At 72.2% G+C, this 18,766-nt stretch carries 16 protein-coding genes and 1 pseudogene; 15 read left to right on the plus strand and 2 right to left on the minus strand.

Features of this window, described 5'->3' with window-relative positions; all coding sequences use genetic code 11:
• Nucleotides 1-29 precede the first annotated feature (29 nt).
• The 6 genes and pseudogenes from ACFYNX_RS01650 (at nucleotide 30) to ACFYNX_RS01675 (ending at nucleotide 6,463) form a co-directional block, all read left to right on the plus strand.
• Entirely contained in the window at nucleotides 30-689 is a 660-nt protein-coding gene (locus tag ACFYNX_RS01650; RefSeq protein WP_388656487.1) for a carbonic anhydrase, read from the plus strand.
• Nucleotides 690-984: 295 nt separating this feature from the next.
• Entirely contained in the window at nucleotides 985-1,866 is an 882-nt protein-coding gene (locus ACFYNX_RS01655) for a DUF4394 domain-containing protein (protein WP_388656490.1), read from the plus strand.
• Nucleotides 1,867-2,067: 201 nt separating this feature from the next.
• A pseudogene (locus tag ACFYNX_RS01660) lies at nucleotides 2,068-2,295 on the plus strand (glyoxalase superfamily protein); the annotation flags it as partial.
• 529 nt (nucleotides 2,296-2,824) lie between these two features.
• Nucleotides 2,825-3,874, plus strand: a complete 1,050-nt coding sequence (locus ACFYNX_RS01665) for a permease (protein WP_125659365.1) — start codon at nucleotides 2,825-2,827, stop codon at nucleotides 3,872-3,874.
• Entirely contained in the window at nucleotides 3,871-4,635 is a 765-nt protein-coding gene (locus tag ACFYNX_RS01670) for a TIGR03943 family putative permease subunit (protein ID WP_388656494.1), read from the plus strand. Before ACFYNX_RS01665 ends, ACFYNX_RS01670 begins: the two co-directional genes overlap by 4 nt.
• A 301-nt stretch (nucleotides 4,636-4,936) precedes the next feature.
• Complete coding sequence (locus ACFYNX_RS01675; RefSeq protein ID WP_388656497.1) at nucleotides 4,937-6,463, plus strand: RICIN domain-containing protein; 1,527 nt, start codon at nucleotides 4,937-4,939, stop codon at nucleotides 6,461-6,463.
• 52 nt (nucleotides 6,464-6,515) lie between these two features.
• Here ACFYNX_RS01675 and ACFYNX_RS01680 read toward each other — a convergent pair whose 3' ends face one another.
• Together ACFYNX_RS01680 and ACFYNX_RS01685 are read right to left on the minus strand one after the other, a co-directional pair.
• Nucleotides 6,516-7,022, minus strand: a complete 507-nt coding sequence (locus ACFYNX_RS01680; RefSeq protein ID WP_125659355.1) for a hypothetical protein — start codon at nucleotides 7,020-7,022, stop codon at nucleotides 6,516-6,518.
• A gap of 46 nt (nucleotides 7,023-7,068) precedes the next feature.
• Entirely contained in the window at nucleotides 7,069-8,163 is a 1,095-nt protein-coding gene (locus ACFYNX_RS01685; RefSeq protein WP_125659352.1) for a hypothetical protein, read from the minus strand.
• Between the two features lie 327 nt (nucleotides 8,164-8,490).
• On the opposite strand from ACFYNX_RS01685, the gene ACFYNX_RS01690 reads away from it, so the two are divergent.
• From ACFYNX_RS01690 to ACFYNX_RS01730, 9 genes are all read left to right on the plus strand, one after another.
• Complete coding sequence (locus ACFYNX_RS01690) at nucleotides 8,491-9,210, plus strand: hypothetical protein (protein WP_125659349.1); 720 nt, start codon at nucleotides 8,491-8,493, stop codon at nucleotides 9,208-9,210.
• 54 nt (nucleotides 9,211-9,264) lie between these two features.
• Nucleotides 9,265-11,103, plus strand: coding sequence for an FG-GAP-like repeat-containing protein (locus ACFYNX_RS01695; RefSeq protein WP_388656501.1), 1,839 nt, complete (start codon nucleotides 9,265-9,267; stop codon nucleotides 11,101-11,103).
• A 241-nt stretch (nucleotides 11,104-11,344) separates the two neighbouring features.
• Nucleotides 11,345-12,145, plus strand: coding sequence for a DUF4239 domain-containing protein (locus tag ACFYNX_RS01700; RefSeq protein ID WP_125659343.1), 801 nt, complete (start codon nucleotides 11,345-11,347; stop codon nucleotides 12,143-12,145).
• Between the two features lie 112 nt (nucleotides 12,146-12,257).
• Nucleotides 12,258-13,250 carry a dihydroxyacetone kinase subunit DhaK gene (dhaK, locus tag ACFYNX_RS01705; RefSeq protein ID WP_388656504.1) on the plus strand — a complete coding sequence of 331 codons (993 nt, stop codon included), beginning with the start codon at nucleotides 12,258-12,260 and terminating at the stop codon, nucleotides 13,248-13,250.
• Between the two features lie 43 nt (nucleotides 13,251-13,293).
• Complete coding sequence (gene dhaL / locus ACFYNX_RS01710; RefSeq protein WP_365540605.1) at nucleotides 13,294-13,917, plus strand: dihydroxyacetone kinase subunit DhaL; 624 nt, start codon at nucleotides 13,294-13,296, stop codon at nucleotides 13,915-13,917.
• On the plus strand, nucleotides 13,914-14,339 hold the full coding sequence (locus ACFYNX_RS01715) for a PTS fructose transporter subunit IIA (protein ID WP_365540604.1): 426 nt from the start codon (nucleotides 13,914-13,916) through the stop codon (nucleotides 14,337-14,339). Before dhaL ends, ACFYNX_RS01715 begins: the two co-directional genes overlap by 4 nt.
• A 151-nt stretch (nucleotides 14,340-14,490) precedes the next feature.
• Entirely contained in the window at nucleotides 14,491-16,506 is a 2,016-nt protein-coding gene (locus ACFYNX_RS01720; RefSeq protein WP_388656508.1) for an FAD-dependent oxidoreductase, read from the plus strand.
• A gap of 97 nt (nucleotides 16,507-16,603) precedes the next feature.
• Nucleotides 16,604-17,143 carry a PadR family transcriptional regulator gene (locus ACFYNX_RS01725; RefSeq protein ID WP_365540602.1) on the plus strand — a complete coding sequence of 180 codons (540 nt, stop codon included), beginning with the start codon at nucleotides 16,604-16,606 and terminating at the stop codon, nucleotides 17,141-17,143.
• Nucleotides 17,144-17,212: 69 nt separating this feature from the next.
• On the plus strand, nucleotides 17,213-18,610 hold the full coding sequence (locus ACFYNX_RS01730) for an FAD-dependent oxidoreductase (protein ID WP_388656511.1): 1,398 nt from the start codon (nucleotides 17,213-17,215) through the stop codon (nucleotides 18,608-18,610).
• Nucleotides 18,611-18,766: the final 156 nt, after the last annotated feature.

The following is an 18,766-nucleotide window of genomic DNA, read 5'->3' on the forward strand; positions in this document are numbered from 1 at the left end:
ACGCCGACGCCAGGTCATAAGGTGATGCCATGCCTAGAACTTCTCCTTCCGTCGCTCTCGACGCCCTCCTGGCGGGCAACAAGCGTTTCGTCTCGGGCGCGCCCGAGCACCCGAACCAGGACGCGGCCCGCCGTGCGGAGCTGGCCCCGGGACAAGATCCGTTCGCCGTCGTCCTCGGCTGCTCCGATTCGCGGCTCGCCGCCGAGATCATCTTCGACCAGGGCCTCGGGGACCTGTTCATGGTGCGGACCGCGGGCCACGTGCTCGGCTCCGAGGTGCTGGGGAGCATCGAGTACGCGACCAGCGTCCTCGGCGCCCGCCTCGTCGTCGTGCTCGGCCACGACTCGTGCGGCGCCGTCGCCGCCGCCCGCGCGGCGGTCGAGGACGGTTTCGCGGCGGGCGGCTTCGTCCGCGACGTGGTGGAGCGCGTCACGCCGAGCATCCTGGCCGCGCGTACCGCCGGTCTCACCTCGGACAGCGACGTGATCGACGAGCACATCCGCCACACGGTGGACCTGCTGCTCGACCGTTCCCGTCTCCTCTCCGACCAGGTCGCGGCGGGCGACATCGCCGTCGTCGGCCTCGGTTACGCGCTCGCCGAGGGCAACGCCCGCGTCGTGACCAGCCGGGGCGTCGAGGTCCCGGCCGACCTGGCCGCCCCGACCGGCGAGAAGGCCCCCGCCTCCTGACCCTCCGGCCCGCCTGATCCGGACCGGGCACCGATCGACGCGCCGCGCTCCTCCCGGAGGTGTCTTCCGCACCTCCGGGAGGAGCGCTCGTGCTTTTCCGGACCGGGCGGCGGGGGCCCGGCTCCGGGCGCCCTCGGCGGTGGCGCGCCGGTGACAGCGGCACACCGAAAGGAACTTTGTAGCCCATCAGGGTCTTTGTTCCGTTCTGGACCGATCCTTGGCGCGGCAGGTCTCCGAAGGCTTCCCGGACCCGCCGCACCGACGCGGCGGGCCGCCGACCGATCGGAGTCCTCTCGTGCGTACTCGAGTCGTCACCACCGCCGTGGCCGCCGCCGCGGTGGCCGCCTCCCTGGTGTCCCCCGTACTCGCCTCGGCGCGGACAGGGGACGCCGGCCCCTTCGCGCCGAACGACCGGGCCGCGCACCACGACCTGATCGGCGTCGGCCTGGCCACCGACCAGCGCCTGGTCGGCTTCGACGTCCACGACCCGTCCGACACCTGGTCGCTGGGCAAGGTCAGCGGCCTGAAGGGCGACGGCAGGATCGTCGGGATCGACTTCCGCGTCCAGAACGGCAAGCTGTACGGCGTCGGGGACAAGGGCGGCGTCTACACCGTCGACGACAAGGCCGTGGCGGTGAAGGTCTCGCAACTGACCGTCGCCCTCCAGGGCAAGCACTTCGGCGTCGACTTCAACCCGGCCGCCAACCGTCTGCGGGTCATCAGCGACACCGGCCAGAACCTGCGCCACAACATCGACGACCCGGCCGCCCCGAGGACCACCACCGCCGACGGCACCCTCACCAACCCCACCACCCCGCCCTCGACGGCGCTCGGCGTCACCGGTGCCGCCTACACCAACAACGACCTCGACGCGGCGACCGCGACCACGCTGTTCGACGTCGACACCACCAACGACCGCGTCTCGCTGCAGTCCCCGGCCAACGCCGGCACCCTCGCCCCCACCGGCGGTCTCGGCGTCAACGCCGGCCCCTCGGCCGGTTTCGACATCTACTACAAGGCCTCCGACGGCACCAACCACGGCTTCGCGGCCCTGAACACCGACAACAAGCAGCGCTTCTACGCGGTCGATCTCCTCACCGGGAAGGCCACCCTCGTCGGCGCCTTCCCGACGGCCCGCCAGGTCGTCGACATCGCCCTCCCGCTCAACCAGCGCTGACGCCGGCGCCCACGGTCGGAGGGCCGTCCGGACCCGCCGGCCGTGGGCGTCGCCGACGCTTTGCCGCACGCCCCGGAGAGGGCGATGGCGGAGAGGCGGGCGGCGAGCCGGCAGGGTCGCCGTCCCGGTGAACGGCACGGCCGACCGGGGCAGTGGATCCGCCCGCTCGAAGCCCGCGCGGCGTCTGCGACGATGAGCCTCATGGACGAGGCAGTCATCCCGGTCCTCCGGGTCGAGAGCGTGGCCACGGCCGTCGCGTGGTACGAGCGCCTCGGTTTCGCGAAGCGATGGGAGCACCGCTTCGAGCCGGGATTCCCCGCCTTCGTCGAGGTGGCCCGGGGCGGGGTCCGCCTGTTCCCGTCGGAGCACGAGGGCGACGCCCGTCCCGACACCCTCGTCTGCCTGCGGGGCCGGGACGTCGACGCCGTCGGTCACGTCCGGTACCCGTGGATCGGCTCCGTGGCGTTCAGGCCCAGGCAGGGCTTCCTCAACGACTGCGAACCGGTCGTCCAGGGCCGGCAGGACATCGAGGAGGCCGCCGGTGGCACCGCGTACTACGGGCTCACGATGATCCTGGACCGTGGGACCGACAGCGGTGAACTCGCCCAGCGCCTCGTCCGCCGTCCGGCCGGGCACCACCTCGACCACGGCATGCTGCCGAGCTCCGCCCGACCGCTCTTCGAGGCCCTGCGCGACCCCCCGCGTCTGCCGGCCCCGGACAAGGGTGATCACGCGACCTACGCCCTCCCGGCGTTCAAAAGCTATCCGGAAGGCGTCGAGCACCTCCTCGACCGGCCTGTCGGGGGCACCTGGACCGGCCCCGGTCCGCTGTCCGCGGACTGACGCCGCGCCGCCCCTTCCGCTCGGGCGTGCTCGCCGGGGCCACCACCGGCGTGCGCCGGGGTGCGGGGCCGGTGGCAGGTATCTTTCGATCCGAACGTCGGGCAATCGGAGTGGCATGCAGAAGACAGGTCAACGCTCAGGGGCCCCGCACGGGACCACGGTGGACGAAGCGGCTCCCGTGGTCGCCGACGACGAGGCCCCCCTCCGCGGCTCGCCCCTGTTCCTGTCACTGTTCCTGCTCGGGGCGGCGGTGCTTCCCGGGACGCTGGTCGTCGTCATCGGCCTGTGGGGCGACGAACCGGCCGTGCGGGCCTGGCGGAACGTCTGCCTTTCCCTCTCCGTACAGGCGTTGCCGTTCCTGCTGCTGGGAACGGCCCTGTCCGGCGCGATCAACGCGTTCGTGCCGGCGAGGGTGTTCGACCGGGCGCTGCCCCGCAGGCCCGCGCTCGCCGTCCCGGTGGCCGGAGCGGCCGGGGTCGTGCTGCCCGGCTGCGAATGCGCGTCGATCCCCGTCGCCAACAGCCTGATCGGCCGCGGTGTCACGCCGGCCGCCGCCTTCGCCTTCCTGCTGTCGGCTCCGGCCGTCAACCCGGTCGTCCTGGCCACGACGGCCATCGCCTTTCCCGGCAACCCGTCCATGGTCGTGGCCCGGCTGCTCGCCTCGCTCGCCACGGCCGTCGTGATGGGCTGGCTGTGGCTCGCGCTGGGGCGGGAGAAGTGGCTGCGGCCGACCGTGCGCCACACCGGACACCGGCCGGGGAACAGCCGCTGGACGGAGTTCCGGCTCGGCTTCCAGCACGACTTCCTGCACGCGGGCGGCTTCGTCGTCGTCGGGGCCATGGCGGCGGCCACCTTCAACGTCGCCGTCCCCGACTCCGTACTCGACGCGTTCTCCGGCTCGCCCTGGCTGTCCGTGCTGTTCCTGGCCGCGCTCGCCGTCCTCCTGTCGGTGTGCTCGGAGGCCGACGCGTTCCTCGCGGCCTCGCTCACCGGCTTCTCGCCCGTCGCACGGCTGGTGTTCATGGTGGTCGGACCGATGGTCGACCTCAAGCTGATCGCGCTCCAGGCGGGCACGTTCGGCCGCGCCTTCGCCCTGCGCTTCTCCGCCGCGACGGCGGTCGTCGCCGTCCTGTGCGGCACGCTCGTCGGAGGAGTACTGCTGTGAAGCGCTCCCCGCAGGCGATCCTGCTCGTCCTCAGCGGCACCGGCCTGCTGCACATCTCGCTCCTCACCGACCTCTACCTGCGGTACGTCAAGGACTGGATGCGTCCGACGCTGATCGCGTCGGGGGTCCTGCTGCTCCTGCTCGGCGTGGCCGACGCCTGGTCGCACCGCGGGCCGGGCCCGTCCCGGGACGAGGGCGAGCGGGGTGCGCACGAGGACCACGACGGTCACCGTCACGACCACTCCGGTGTGCCCCGGGCGGCCTGGCTGCTCCTCCTGCCCGCGCTGAGCATGCTCTTCTACGCCCCGCCGGCCCTCGGCGCCTACACCGCCTCCCGGCAGGCCTCCAAGCCGATCGCCGTACAGCGGGACGACTTCGAACCGCTCCCCGCGCTCTCGCCGCTTCCGCTGACCCTCGGCGACTTCACCAGCCGCGTCCGGCAGGACCCCGGACAGGCCGTCAAGGGACGCAGCGTCCAGATGACCGGGTTCGTCACGCCCGTCGGACGGGGCGAGGGCTGGGACCTGACCCGGCTCCTGATCAACTGCTGCTCGGCGGACGCCCAGGCGGTCAAAGTACGGATCTACGGGGGCGAGACCCCGCCCGCCGACGCGTGGGTGACCGTCGTGGGCACCTGGCACGCGGACGGAACGCTGGGGACGGGTTCCGCCGCGGTCGCGCTCGACGCCCGTACCGTCAGCGAGGTCGACCGTCCGACGGACTGGTACAGGGACGCCCTTCCGCTCCCCCTCCCCCGCTGACGGCGACCCCCGTGCTCTCACTCACGGTGACGGGCGGTCAGGTGGAGCGAGGTCCGACGATACGGGGCGAGGCCGTCGACGCAGTGGTGGGCGTCCGGAGCCCGGTCGCCCGAACGGGTTGGCGATCAGGAGTGTGCCGAAGGAGTTGCCCGGCGCGTACGGGAGGGACTGGTGACGGCCGTCAACGCGCTCCGCGAGGATCACTCGGAAGTGATCTTGCCAAGCCTACGCGCTTATGACTTTCTGGAGTCAGTGAGCAACCGTCCGTATCAGACGGCCGGTGAGCGGCGAAGGGATGACGATGAGCACTCCCCAGGCGGCAACCACGGGCGACGAGGTCTCCGCACCTCCGATCAGGACGATCGCCGGGACCGGGACCGCCGGCTTCAAAGGGGACGACGAGCCTGCCGTTTCGGCCCAGTTGAACCGCCCGTACGGGATCGCGGTGGACGGCAACGGCACCGTCTTCTTCTCCGACCATCACAACCACCGGGTCCGGAAGATCACGACGGACGGGAAGATCAGCACGGTGGCCGGGACCGGAAGCCCGGGCTACCGGGGTGACGGTGGCCCGGCCGTCTCGGCCCAGCTCAACTACCCGCGAGAAGTGGCGGTGGACAGCGCGGGCAACCTCTTCGTCGCCGACGCCAACAACCATCGGATCCGGAAGGTCACGGCCGACGGCACGATCAGCACGGTCGCCGGCACGGGGGCGGCGGGTGGCAGAGGAGACGGCGGTCCCGCCACGTCCGCTCAACTGCACCTTCCGTTGGGGGTGGTGCTGGACGGTGCCGACAGTCTCTACATCACCGACTACAACAACCACCGGGTCCGGAAGGTGACGACGGACGGGACCATCAGCACGGTGGCCGGGAACGGGACCGCGGGTTCCAGGGGAGACGGCGGACCGGCGACATCGGCCCAACTGAACGGCTTGCACGGGGTGGCGGTGAGCGGTGCGGGCGACCTCTACATCGCCGACCACAAGAACCACCGGGTCCGGAAGGTGACGACGGACGGGACCATCAACACGGTGGCCGGGAACGGGACCGCGGGTTCCAAGGGGGACGGCGGGCCGGCGACATCGGCCCAGTTGAACGGCCCGGTGGGGGTGGTGCTGGACAGCGCCGGCACCCTCTACATCACCGACCACCTCAGCCACCGGGTCCGCAGGGTCACGACGGACGGGACGATCGACACGGTCGCCGGCACGGGCGCCGCGGGATTCGGCGGTGAGGGCGGCCCGGCCGCCTCGGCCCAGTTGAACTACCCGCGCAAGGTGACGGTGGACTGTGTCGACGCCCTCTACATCACCGACTTCGTCAACAACCGGATTCGCAAGATCGCGTCACCGAAGATGGCCGGGCTGCCCGATTCCGGCGCGGTGGTCTCCTGGTCCAACGTCCGCAGCAGGCTCCGCATGGGGGTCCATCGGGAGTCGACCAAGGACGGGGCGGAGATTCATCAGTCCCTCTCCGTCCCCCGGGACCACCAGCGGTGGCGGCTGGTCGCCACGGGTCAGGACAACGGCGAGGTTCTCTACCGGATCGAGAACGTGCGCAGCGGCAAGGTCCTGGAGGTCGTCGAAGCGCAGGAGACAGCCGGTGCGGTGATCGCACAGCGCTCCTACGAGGGCGGCGAAGCGCACCACCAGCAGTGGAGGCTGATCCCGGTGGGATCGGCGACCGACACCCCACGGGCGTACGAGATCGCGAACCGCAACAGCGGCCTGCTGCTGAGGGTGGACACGAACGCCCGTGCGGCGGTCAAGCAGCACGGGTCGGAGGGCGACCACCGGGGCCGTCAGTGGCAGTTGCTCCCCGTGTGACACAAGAAGGGGCGGGGGTGCTCCACCCCCGCCCCTTCTTGTGCTCCAAGGCCTACTGGGAACGTGACGGCTTCTCCGCGCTCGCCTGGGGCGCCTTGGGGGCCTCCGGAGCCTTCGGAGCGTCCGGGGTCTTGGGAGGCTTGGTGAAGTCGCTCCTCTTCGGCCTGTCCTCCAGATCCTCGTCCTTCTTCAGGCCACTGTCCTCCTCCACCGTCGCCCGAGCCTCCTTCATGCCGTCGGACGCGGCCTTGGTCACCGAGCCGGGATCCTGGGCGTACCGGGCCTGTTCGCCGGCGGACGCCTGGGTGGTCTGGACGAAGGAACCGAGGAAGCCCAGGACGGCCCGTGCTTCGGGCGACGTCTCCTGCACGATCTTCGCGCGGGAGGAGGCGCCGTGGATCGCGCTGTTGAACAGGCTGGGGTTGGTGTCGTCGTACGTGTCGTCGTCGGAGTCCTCGAAGTCGACGTCCTCGCCCGGCCGGGGCTTCGTGCTGTCCGTGGTCACGGAGAAGAGCCCCGCGCCCTTGCCCGCGGAGTTGAAGATGTTGTCGAACACCATGGTCGTCACCTCTGGTCGTCTTCGTCGTGGCGGCGGTGCCGCGCGGTCAGGGCTGCTTGTGGAGCGTCTGTTGGCCGACGGCCAGGCTCTCGCCGTCGAGCATCGTGTGGTGGACCTCCAGGGCGGAGACGACCTCGGCCAGTCCCTTCATGCGGAAGCCCCCCGGGGCCAGGTCGATGTCGCCGATGTCACGGGCGACCATCCGGCTGAGGCCGGGATAGGTCCCGGGTTGCGGGGGCGACAGAACCGCCACCGGCACGGCGTACTGCACCGCGATCAGTCCGGAGAAGGTCACCGGGATCTCGTAGACGTACTGCTTGCGGGTGCGCCGCTGCGAGACGATGGTCTGCACGCGGGAGTTCGGCGGGACCTTGCCGGAGATCTGTGACTTCGAAGCCCAACTGGTGTTCAGGGAGCCGCCGACGGTGGCCGCGATGCCCAGGGCCAACTGCGCGTTGAGCGAGGCGTTTCCGGTGGCGCTGCCCGAGGTCGTGAACCCCACCGAGTTGGTCATCGTGTTCGACGAGGAGTTCGTCGCGGAACTGCTCGCGGAGGTCTCGGTGGTGTTGGCGTTGTCGACCCCGACGCTGTCCTTGCTGTTCTTGTTGGTCACCGTGTTCGAGTTCCTGTTCGCCGTCCCGTTCTGGCACGACGCCGCGAGCTGCGACTGCAGGTCCAGGCGGAGCTGGTTCTGCAACTGCAGTTGCAACGACGCCCCGACGCTGCCGCCGAAGGTGAGCTTGGCGTCACCGTGGAGCGACCACGTGACGCCGTTCGACACGGTGAAGTCGACCGAGTCGGTGAAGGTCATCTCGGACTGGCCGCGGTTGACGTAGGTGCGTGAGGAGAAGGTGTCGGGCGGGGGCTGGCCGATGTCGCCCCGCACCTCGATCAGCGGCTCCCCGAGGTTCATGTAGGCGAGCCAGCCCTGCTGGAACGCGGTCCCGGGGAAGGCGCCGAAGCTCGACTTGTTCACGGAGAACCCGACGGGCTTGTGCTTCACGCCGGAGGGGTCGACGTAGACCAGGTTGGGGTGGTCCAGGATGGACTGCCAGGTCTGTTCGATGTTGAGTTCCCGCAGGTTCTTCTTCGTCAGCGGCTGGCGCTTGGCGTCTACCAGGCTGTATGCGGTGGAAGGCATCTACCCGTCCTCGACTGTTTTCGGTCGAACCGCGCTCGGTGAAATGTAAACAGAGATCTGCGCACGTTCCGGCAGGTGAAATTACCGCTTCTTTCCCGACCCGGAAAGGCGGGTTCAAAGGTCACGCTCAATCGAGTGAGCGATTTTCGGCAAACCCTTCCGAATCGCCGAAGAAGTGACCTTTCTTCAGCGCCCGTCACTCCATCGATGAGTTTCCTGCGCTCTCGTCCGTGGGTAGCGTGGCCTAGGACATTGCCGTGAAGCACATTCTTTCAGCCATTGATTCCGGCATTGTCCTCCTCCTTCAGAACAGGTGAGGTTTCCGCGATGTACACCCAAGAACGCACGGCGATGTCCAATCTGGTGGTCGGCGGCCCGGTTGCGGTGAACGGCTACGACAACGCGATCGTGGCGGCGCTGGTCGAGAACCGGCCGGTCATGCTCGTCCACGCCTTCAACGGCGGCTATCTGCGTCCCGCCGAGCTGAACGAGGAGAGTCACGACAAGGGCGTCCAACTGGCCACCGCCCTCGACGAGACCGTCAAGGAGGCGAAGGGGCACCTCTGGTACGTCACTCCCGCCGGCTTCTTCGGCCAGCGGCCGCTGTACGTCCTCGAGAGCGCCGCGGGCCAGGTGACGCCCAAGCCCGCCGCTCCGGGCGGAACCGACGCCGGACGCGGCGACGACGGCACGCCCAAGCCGCGGCGCAGGCGCGTCACCGTCCACCAGGACGCGCCCAAGAGCACGGCCGACACGGTCCAGGTCGGGTTGCCCGACAAGGTCGGCGACAAGTGGCGCGGGAAGAACGGCGCGCCCGAGGACACCCAGCTCTGGATCGTCACGGTGACGCCGTGGGGCGGGATCACCTTCGTCCCCATCACCCACCCCGACACCATCCTCGGGTTCAAGGACCACGCGGTGGCGGCCAACAGCGAGGTCAGGCTCACCTACAACTGGGGCGGGGACTTCACCGGGACGGTCATCAACACCTTCTACCCGCGCCTGCCCAACGAGTGGAACGTCCCGTACCACCACGTCTTCACGTGATCCGCGGTCATCGCCGCCCCCACCCGCTCCGAACCGCCTGGAAGAGGCACCACGATGTCCGTGCCCATGGAAGAACTGAAACTGGAGATCGTCAACGCCGCCACGGGGAAGCCCCTCGGCGCAAGAGCCGTACCCGGCGCGGACGGGGCGCTCGTCGTCCGCGACTTCCCCGACGAGGGCCCGGGTCCGGAGCAGTGGCGGCTCGTCCCCGCGCAGTCCGCGCAGGACGAACAGGCGCTCGTCATCCACGACGCGACCGACGGCAAGGCCCTCGACCGGCCCGCCGGCGCGAACGGCGGCGTCCGCAGGCAGGACGCCGCCGACGGCAGGAAGAGCCAGCAGTGGCGCGTCGTCCCCGTCGAGGGCGCAGCCGGCCTCTACTTCATCGAGAACGCGACCGACGACACCGTCCTCGACCTCGATCCCGACGGAGCCGACGAGAACGGCACTCCCGTCGTCCTGCGCGCGTACGACGAGGACGTGGAGAGCCAGCGGTGGCGGCTCGTTCCGGCCCGGCCCGAGCGCGTCGGGGACCTCGTCCTGCGCTGGGCGCCGCTGGACCACTGGAACGGACGCAGGTCCTGGCGGCTGGCCCGCTCGGCCGCGCTGCGGCCCGTGCCCGGGGCGACTCCCTCCTTCAGTGACGTGCTGCTCGTCCTCGACCGGTTCGGGAGCGACCCCGACGCCGGCGGGTGGAAGAGCGAAGGGGCCGCCCCCTCCCCCGGCGGCCGGCCGGGCCGGTGGGCCGGACTCGGCGCGCGGCTCCTCGCCGACACCACCGGAGAGGGACGGGCCGACATCCTCGGACTCAAGCCCGCCAAGGGAGTCGTGACGGCGGCCTGCAGGGGTGACGGCACCTTCGAGGACGAGGAACGCGTCCTGCACCCGTCCTCGCCCGCCTCCGGTCACGCGGACCTGTGGACCCTCGCGGACATGACGGGCGAGGGCGGGCCCGCCGCCGTCGTGCTCGCCACCGACGGCGTCCGGATCTCTCCCCGGAGGGAGGACGGCACGTTCGAGCCCGCGGCCGGTGACCCCGTCCTCAAGGCGTTCGGCCACGGCGAGGAGGCCGGCGGATGGCTCGCCGACAAACACCCCCGCTTCCTCGCCGACACCACCGGCGACGGCCGCCTCGACATCATCGGCTGCCACGACGACGGCGTCCGGATCTCCCTCCAGGACGAGGACGGCACGTTCGCGCCGCTCACCGACGACCCCGTCCTCAAGGCGTTCGGCCACGGCGAGGAGGCCGGCGGATGGCTCGCCGACAAACACCCCCGCTTCCTCGCCGACACCACCGGCGACGGCCGCCTCGACATCATCGGCTGCCACGACGACGGCGTCTGGACCTCCCTCCAGGACGAGGACGGCACGTTCGCCGAACCGCTCTACGTCCTCGACGACTTCGGAACCGCGCAGGGGTGGGCCTCGGCCGACGAGCACCCCCGGTTCCTGCTGAGGACCACCGGCGACGGAACGGCGGACGTCGTCGGCTTCGGCCCCCACGGCGTCGTCGTCGCACGCGGCCGGGGCGACGGCACCTTCGAACCCCCGAAACTCGTCCTGAACGACTTCGGCGCCGCCCAGGGGTGGACGGCCGGGAAGCACCTCCGCCTCCTCACCGACGTCACCGGCGACGGCAATCCCGACATCGTCGGCTTCGGCGACGAAGGGGTCTGGGTCTCCCACAACCTCGGCGACGGCCGGTTCGAGCAGGCCCAACTGGTCTGCCGCGGCTTCGGGTACGACGACGACGCGGGCGCCTGGCGGATCGGCCACCACCCCCGCTTCCTCGCCGACGTCACCGGTGACGGCAGACTCGACATCGTCGGCTTCGGCGGTCCGGGCGTGTACGTGGCCCGGAACCTCCACCGCCGCTTCAAGACCCGGTAACCCCCGAAGGAGCCTCCGCAGACGCACCACGACGATGTGCCCCACCCATGGGCGGAGGCGCCCGCCCCGCCCGGTGTGCGGCCCGGGCACGCCTCCGCCCATGGGGCTCATCGGCTCAAACAGGTCGCTCGTTCGAAGGCGAAGAAACATTTCCCCAGTTCCGGGCCGCGTGCGGGGCGGGACATGGGTTCGGCACCCCCGCACCGGGGGTCCTACCGATCCCGTCCGGAGGTGGCCGTCCGTGGTCCTCGTCATCGTCGTCGCCGTTCTGGCCCTGCTCGCCGGCCTGGCCGCCAACCGCTTCCTGCGCCCCCGCCTGCTGAGCGAGGACGACGACACCGGCATGGCCGTCAAGGACCTCGTCGGCCCCCTGCTGACCCTGACCGTGCTGCTGCTCGCCTTCGTCCTGGTCACCGCCAACGGCTCCTACGGCAAGGCCGAGGTCGCCTCCCGCGGCGAGGCCAAAGCCGTCGACCAGCTCGTCGAGGCCGCCGAATACGCGCCCGCCGCGCAGAAGGCCGCCATCCAGGCCGACGCCGTCTGCTACGCCCGCGCCGTGCGCACCCAGGAATGGCCCGCCATGTCCGACGGCAACGGCTCGGCCGCCCCCAGCGTCTGGTCCACCGACCTGCGCCGCGTCTTCCGCGAGGTGGAGGGCAAGCCGGTCTTCGGCATGCTGGTCGCCGCCGACAACAAGCGCTCCGAGGAACGCGAGGAACGCCTCACCCAGGCCACCGCCAGCATCCCCAGCGCCATCTTCTGGTTCCTGCTCGCCACCCTGGTCATCACCGTCACCGCCCTCGGCGTCTGCATCCCCCGCAAGAACAACCGCGGCCAGATCATCACCCTGGTCGTCATCACCGCCCTGCTCACCACCACCCTGTGCATCATCCGTGACGTCGACCGCCCCTTCGGCGGCATCGTCGACGTGACGCCCACCGCCATCGCGGAAGTCGAACGCCAGGCCACCCGCGACTTCCTCGCCCACCACACCGCCGCCGACCTGCCCTGCGACGACCGGGGAAACCGGCGGAACGCCTGAGCGCCGGCCGTACCGCACCCGTGCGCTCACGCCGTCGGAGGTCGATAATCTCGCCGTACCGCGCACACGCAGAACCCAGCGGCTCACCTGCTCACCTCATCAGGAGGCACTCATGAGGATGCTCATCAACGTCCCGGAGACCGTCGTCGCCGACGCGTTGCGCGGGATGGCCGCCGCGCATCCCGAGCTGACCGTGGACGTGGAGCGGCGGGTCGTGGTGCGGCGGGACGCGCCCGTGGCGGGGAAGGTGGCGCTGGTGTCCGGCGGCGGGTCCGGGCACGAGCCGTTGCACGGGGGGTTCGTGGGGCCGGGGATGCTCGCCGCCGCCTGTCCCGGCGAGGTGTTCACCTCTCCCGTGCCGGACCAGATGGTGCGGGCCGCCGCCGCGGTCGACAGCGGTGCGGGGGTGTTGTTCGTCGTGAAGAACTACACCGGGGACGTGCTGAACTTCGGGATGGCGGCCGAGCTGGCCGAGGACGAGGGGATCCAGGTCGCCAAGGTGCTCGTGAACGACGACGTGGCGGTGACCGACAGCCTCCACACGGCGGGGCGGCGCGGCACCGGGGCGACGCTGTTCGTGGAGAAGATCGCCGGGGCCGCCGCCGAGGAGGGCGCCCCGCTGGAGCGCGTGGAGTCGATCGCCCGCCGGGTCAACGAGCGGTCCCGTTCCTTCGGGGTGGCCCTGAGCGCCTGCGCCACCCCCGCCAAGGGCGGTCCCACCTTCGACCTGCCGGACGGGGAGCTGGAGTTGGGCGTCGGGATCCACGGCGAGCCGGGCCGCGAGCGGCGGGCCATGATGACCTCGCGGGAGATCGCGGACTTCGCCGTCGACGCCGTCCTGGAGGACCTGCGCCCGTCCGGGCCGGTCCTCGCCCTGGTGAACGGGATGGGCGCGACCCCGCTCCTGGAGCTGTACGGGTTCAACGCGGAGGTGCAGCGGGTGCTCACCGAGCGCGGGGTGCCGGTGGCCCGGACACTGGTGGGGAACTACGTGACCTCGCTCGACATGGCGGGCTGCTCGGTGACCCTGTGCGAGGCGGACGAGGAGCTGCTGCGCCTGTGGGACGCGCCCGTGCGGACCCCCGCCCTGCGCTGGGGACTGTGAGACGTACGGGAGGACCGATGACGACACGGGAGAGGGAGGCGGCATGACGGAGACCTTCGGCGCGGAGTTCCTGGTGCGCTGGCTGGCGGCGGTGGCCGGGGACGTCGACCGCGAGGCGGACCGGCTCACCGAGCTGGACTCGGCGATCGGCGACGCCGACCACGGCGCCAATCTGAGGCGGGGGTTCGCCGCCGTGGCCGAGACCCTGGCGAAGGAGCCGCCCGGGACGCCCGGCGCGGTGCTCACCACCGCCGGGCGGCAGCTCGTCTCCACGGTGGGCGGCGCGTCCGGGCCGCTGTACGGGACGCTGCTGCGGCGCGCGGGCAAGGCGCTGGGCGACGACGAGCGGGTCGGCCGGGAGGGACTCGCGGAGGCGTTCGGCGCCGGCGTGGCCGCCGTGGCGCAGTTGGGCGGGGCCCAGGTGGGCGACAAGACGATGCTGGACGCGCTCGTGCCGGCCGTGGAGGCGCTGCGGGAGTCGTTCGCGGCGGCCCGTGCCGCCGCCGGGGAGGGCGCCCTCGCGACCGTACCCCTGCGCGCCCGCAAGGGCAGGGCGAGCTATCTGGGCGAGCGGTCGGTCGGGCACCAGGACCCGGGGGCGACCTCGTCGGCCCTGCTGTTCGCGGCGCTCGCCGCCACGGCGGTCGCGGAGGGGGAGGAAGGATGAGCCCGTCGGGGACGGAGGGCACGGGGCCCGTCGGCGTCGTACTGGTCTCGCACAGCGCGGCGGTCGCGGCGGCGGTGGCCGAGCTGGCCCTGGGGCTCGCCGGCGGCGACGGTCCGCCCCTGGTCCTCCCGGCGGGCGGGACGCCGGACGGCGGTCTCGGGACGAGTTCCGAACTGATCGGCGCGGCGGCGAGGGCCGTCGACCGGGGCGCCGGGGTGGCGCTGCTGGCCGACCTGGGCAGTGCCGTGCTCACCGTGAAGGCGATGCTGGCCGAGGGCGACGAGCTGCCCGGGAACTCACGGCTCGTGGACGCGCCCTTCGTCGAGGGCGCGGTCGCGGCGGTGGTGACGGCGGGCGCGGGCGGGGGCCTCGACGCGGTGGCGGCCGCGGCCTCGGAGGCGTACTCCTACCGGAAGGAGTGAGGGCGCCGGGTCCGGCCCCCCTCCGGGCCTCCGGCGCCACGCGTGGTTACCGAGTAGTAGACATCACGCCCCGATTCTTCTGCAACTAGTTGCATAACTCGTACGGGGTCCCCTACAACAGGGGGACGATCCTGCGCGAGGAGGCGCCCTCATGACCCCGTACCCGCATCTGCTGAGCCCGCTCGACCTCGGGTTCACCACCCTGCCCAACCGGGTGATCATGGGCTCGATGCACGTCGGCCTGGAGGAGGCCGAGCACGGGTTCGCGCGCATGGCCGCCTTCTACGCCGAGCGCGCCCGCGGCGGCGCGGGCCTGATCGTCACCGGCGGCATCGCGCCCAACGAGGCCGGCCGCCCCTGGGACGGCGGGGCCAAGCTCACCACCGCCGAGGAGGTCACCGAGCACCGGGTCATCACCGACGCCGTGCACCGGGAGGGCGGCCGGATCGCGATGCAGATCCTGCACTTCGGCCGGTACGCGTACCACCCCGCCCTGGTCGCGCCCAGCGCCCTCAAGGCCCCCATCAGCCCCTTCGTACCGAACGAGCTGACCGACGACGAGGTCGAGCGGACCGTCGAGGACTACGTCCGCTGCGCCGAACTCGCCCGGGAGGCCGGGTACGACGGCGTCGAGGTGATGGGCTCCGAGGGCTACCTGATCAACGAGTTCATCGCCGCCGCGACCAACCGGCGCACCGACCGCTGGGGCGGCTCGTACGAGAACCGCGTCCGCTTTCCGCTGGAGATCGTCCGCCGCATCCGCGAGCGGGTCGGCGAGGACTTCATCCTGGTCTACCGCCTCTCGATGCTGGACCTCGTCCCCGGCGGCTCCACCCTGGAGGAGGTCGTCCGGCTCGCCAAGGAGATCGAGGCGGCGGGCGCGACGATCATCAACACCGGCATCGGCTGGCACGAGGCGCGCATCCCCACCATCGCCACCTCCGTGCCGCGCGGCGCCTACACCTGGGTGACGAAGAGGCTGATGGGCGAGGTCTCGGTCCCGCTCGTCACCAGCAACCGCATCAACACCCCCGAGGTCGCCGAGGAGATCCTCGCCGACGGGCGCGCCGACCTCGTCTCGCTGGCCCGCCCGTTCCTGGCGGACCCCGACTTCGTCGCCAAGGCCACGGCCGGCCGCGCCGACACCATCAACACCTGCATCGGCTGCAACCAGGCCTGCCTGGACCACACCTTCAGCCTGAAGATCACCTCCTGCCTGGTCAACCCGCGCGCCTGCCACGAGACCGAGCTGGTCCTCTCCCCCACCCGCCGCGCCAAGCGGATCGCGGTGGTCGGCGCGGGCCCGGCCGGGCTCTCCTGCGCGGTGTCGGCGGCCGAGCGCGGCCACGCGGTCACCCTCTTCGACGCCGCCGCCGAGATCGGCGGCCAGCTCAACGTCGCCAAGCGGGTGCCGGGCAAGGACGAGTTCGACGAGACCCTGCGCTACTTCCGCGTCCAGCTCGACGAGCGCGGTGTCGACGTGCGCCTGAACACCCCGGTCACGGCGGCCGACCTGGACGGCTACGACGAGGTCGTGGTCGCCACCGGCGTCTCCCCCCGCACCCCCGCCATCGAGGGCGTGGACCACCCGAGCGTCGTCAGCTACCTGGACGTGCTGCGGGACGGCGCGCCGGTCGGCGAGCGGGTCGCGGTCATCGGGGCCGGCGGCATCGGCTTCGACGTCGCGGAGTTCCTCACGGACGGCGGGGAGGGCGCGAGCCGGGACCCCGAGACGTACTTCCGTCAGTGGGGCGTGGACACCTCGTACGAGAACCGGGGCGGGCTGCGGACGCCCGAGCGGACCGCGCCGCCGCGCCAGGTGCACCTGCTCCAGCGCAAGGAGACCAAGGTCGGCGCGGGACTCGGGAAGACCACCGGCTGGATCCACCGCACCGAGCTCAAGCACCGCGGCGTGGCCATGGTGGCGGGCGTGACGTACGACCGGATCGACGACGAGGGCCTGCACGTCACGATCGGCGGCGAGTCCCGGGTGCTCCCGGTCGACACGGTCGTGCTCTGCGCGGGCCAGGAGCCGCGGCGGGACCTGTACGAGGAGCTGGTGGCGGCGGGCCGCACGGCGCACCTCATCGGCGGCGCGGACGTCGCCGCCGAGCTGGACGCCAAGCGGGCCATCGACCAGGGCACCCGGCTCGCCGCCGCCCTGTGACCGCCACGAGGTGAACGTTCCCGCCGCGCCCGTCGTGACCGTCGTGACCGCCCCGGTCACGGCGGTCGCGACGGATCCCCGAACCTAGGATGCGAGCATGTCCCTCCCGCACGCGATCCTCACCGCGCTGCTCGAGAAGCCGTCCTCCGGTCTCGAACTGACGCGTCGCTTCGACAAGTCGATCGGCTACTTCTGGTCGGCCACGCACCAGCAGATCTACCGCGAGCTGGGCAGGCTGGAGCAGGCGGGGCACATCCGCGCCCTGCCCGCCCCGGTGCCCGTGCGGGGGCAGCGGAAGGAGTACGAGGTGCTGCCCGCGGGCCGTGCCGAGCTGGGCGACTGGGTCGCCAGGTCCGAGGACCCCAAGCCGATGCGGTCCGCCCTGCTGCTGCGGATGCGGGCGGCCGCGATGGTCGGCGCGGCGGGGCTCGGGGCCGAGCTGGAGCGCCACCTCGCCCTGCACCGGGAGCAGTTGGAGGAGTACCTCGCCATCGAGGTCAGGGACTTCCCGGCGGAGCGGCGGAGCGCCGGGCCGGACCGGCTGCGCCATCTCGTCCTGCGGGGCGGGATCGACCTGGAGCGGTTCTGGGTGGAATGGCTGACCGGCGCCCTTGCGGAACTCGATCGGGAGGAGTAGCCCCAGCGGGTGGGGCCGGGCGCCGGGCGATACTGGGGGCTGCCGGTTCCACGACACGAAAGGGCGGGTATGGCCGACGACTTGGGGCACCGCGCGACACGTCACGCGGTGGTCATCGGGGGAAGTCTCGCTGGACTGCTTGCCGCGCGGGTCCTCGCCGAGCACGCGGAGAAGGTGACGGTCGTCGAGCGCGACCGCCTGCCCGAGGGACCGGAGGCGAGGCCCGGCGTTCCGCAGGGCCGGCACCTCCACGTCCTCGTCGCGGGCGGACAGCAGGCGCTCGACGAGCTGCTCCCCGGCTTCACGGACGAGCTGGGGAAGCTCGGCGCGCCGAAGGTGGGCATTCCGCGGGACATGGTCCAGTGGCAGAACGGCAGGTGGTTCCGCCGCTCGGCCGCGACCGCGCACTTCTTCACCGGCCCGCGCCCGCAACTGGAGTGGCTGGTGCGGCAGCGGGTGCTCGCGGATCCGCGGGTCGAGCTGGTCGAAGGCGTCGAGACCGTGGGTCTGGCCGGCGACTCCTCGCGGGTGCGGGGCGTACGGCTGCGGGAGCGCGGCGCGGGGGCGGACAAGGAGACCCGCACCCTGGCGGCCGACCTCGTGGTGGACGCCTCCGGGCGGTCCACGAAGGCCGCGGACTGGCTGGCGGCCATCGGCGCGGAGGCGCCGCACGAGGAGACCCTCGACACGGGCCTCGCGTACGCCACCCGGGTCTACCGGACCCCGCCCGGCGGCCCGGACCCGGACACCGACGCGCTCGGCTACTACGTCGTGCCGAACCCCGGGCAGGTCTACGGCGGCGTGGTGCTGCCGCTCGGCGACGGGCGGCACCTGGTCACCCTCTCGGGGCTGCGTGGCGACGAACCGCCCACCGAGGAGGGCGCGTTCGAGGAGTACGCCAAGCGGCTGCCGCACCCGGTGATCAGCGACTGGCTGGCCCGGGCGGAGCCGGAGTCGCCGGTGTACGGCTTCCGGAGGACCGCCAACGTCCGGCGCGGGTACGACCGTCCGGGGCGCCGCCCGGCCGGGTTCCTCGCCACCGGTGACGCGCTGTGCGCCTTCAATCCGATCTACGGGCAGGGCATGGCGGTCGCCGCGCTCGGCGCGGTCGCGCTGCGCCGGGCCCTCGCCGACCCGGGGCGGACTCCGACGACCCGGGTGGTGCAGCGGGCGCTCCTGGACGCCTCGCGGCAGGCCTGGGACATCTCGGCGGGCGCCGACAAGAAGATGCCCGGGGCCACGGGGGACGCGGCGAGCCCGGGTCCGCTGGACCGCGCGGTCGGCTGGTACCTGGGCCGGGTGCAGCAGCGGGCGGCGGGCGATCCGGCCGTGGGGGCGGCGTTCCGCGCGGCGCTCGGCCTGACCGCGCCGCTGACCTCCCTGTTCGCCCCGTCGGTGGCGCGGGCGGTGCTCTTCGGACCGCCCGTCGAGACGCCGGCCGGGCCGCCGCTGCGGCGCGAGGCGTAGCCCTTGCGGGCGGGTCCCCGGGGTCCGGGCCCCCGGCGGGGGGGGGGGGCCCCCCCCCCCCGGTCCGGTCGGCGCCCGCCCCCCGGTGAGGCGCCCCGGGCCCCCCGGATCATTCCCGCGGCGCTGGGCCCGCCCCGCGCCGCGGAGTCGGCGGGC

It is taken from the genome of Streptomyces sp. NPDC007872, assembly GCF_042868165.1.
Classification (GTDB): domain Bacteria; phylum Actinomycetota; class Actinomycetes; order Streptomycetales; family Streptomycetaceae; genus Streptomyces.

Coding starts and splice junctions, on each gene's coding strand:
- ACFYNX_RS01650 (WP_388656487.1), top strand. CDS start 30: ATGCCTAGAACTTCTCCTTCCGTCGCTCTCGACGCCCTCCTGGCGGGC.
- ACFYNX_RS01665 (WP_125659365.1), top strand. CDS start 2,825: ATGCAGAAGACAGGTCAACGCTCAGGGGCCCCGCACGGGACCACGGTG.
- ACFYNX_RS01675 (WP_388656497.1), top strand. CDS start 4,937: ATGAGCACTCCCCAGGCGGCAACCACGGGCGACGAGGTCTCCGCACCT.
- ACFYNX_RS01680 (WP_125659355.1), bottom strand. CDS start 7,022: ATGGTGTTCGACAACATCTTCAACTCCGCGGGCAAGGGCGCGGGGCTC.
- ACFYNX_RS01685 (WP_125659352.1), bottom strand. CDS start 8,163: ATGCCTTCCACCGCATACAGCCTGGTAGACGCCAAGCGCCAGCCGCTG.
- ACFYNX_RS01690 (WP_125659349.1), top strand. CDS start 8,491: ATGTACACCCAAGAACGCACGGCGATGTCCAATCTGGTGGTCGGCGGC.
- ACFYNX_RS01695 (WP_388656501.1), top strand. CDS start 9,265: ATGTCCGTGCCCATGGAAGAACTGAAACTGGAGATCGTCAACGCCGCC.
- dhaK (WP_388656504.1), top strand. CDS start 12,258: ATGAGGATGCTCATCAACGTCCCGGAGACCGTCGTCGCCGACGCGTTG.
- dhaL (WP_365540605.1), top strand. CDS start 13,294: ATGACGGAGACCTTCGGCGCGGAGTTCCTGGTGCGCTGGCTGGCGGCG.
- ACFYNX_RS01715 (WP_365540604.1), top strand. CDS start 13,914: ATGAGCCCGTCGGGGACGGAGGGCACGGGGCCCGTCGGCGTCGTACTG.
- ACFYNX_RS01720 (WP_388656508.1), top strand. CDS start 14,491: ATGACCCCGTACCCGCATCTGCTGAGCCCGCTCGACCTCGGGTTCACC.
- ACFYNX_RS01725 (WP_365540602.1), top strand. CDS start 16,604: ATGTCCCTCCCGCACGCGATCCTCACCGCGCTGCTCGAGAAGCCGTCC.
- ACFYNX_RS01730 (WP_388656511.1), top strand. CDS start 17,213: ATGGCCGACGACTTGGGGCACCGCGCGACACGTCACGCGGTGGTCATC.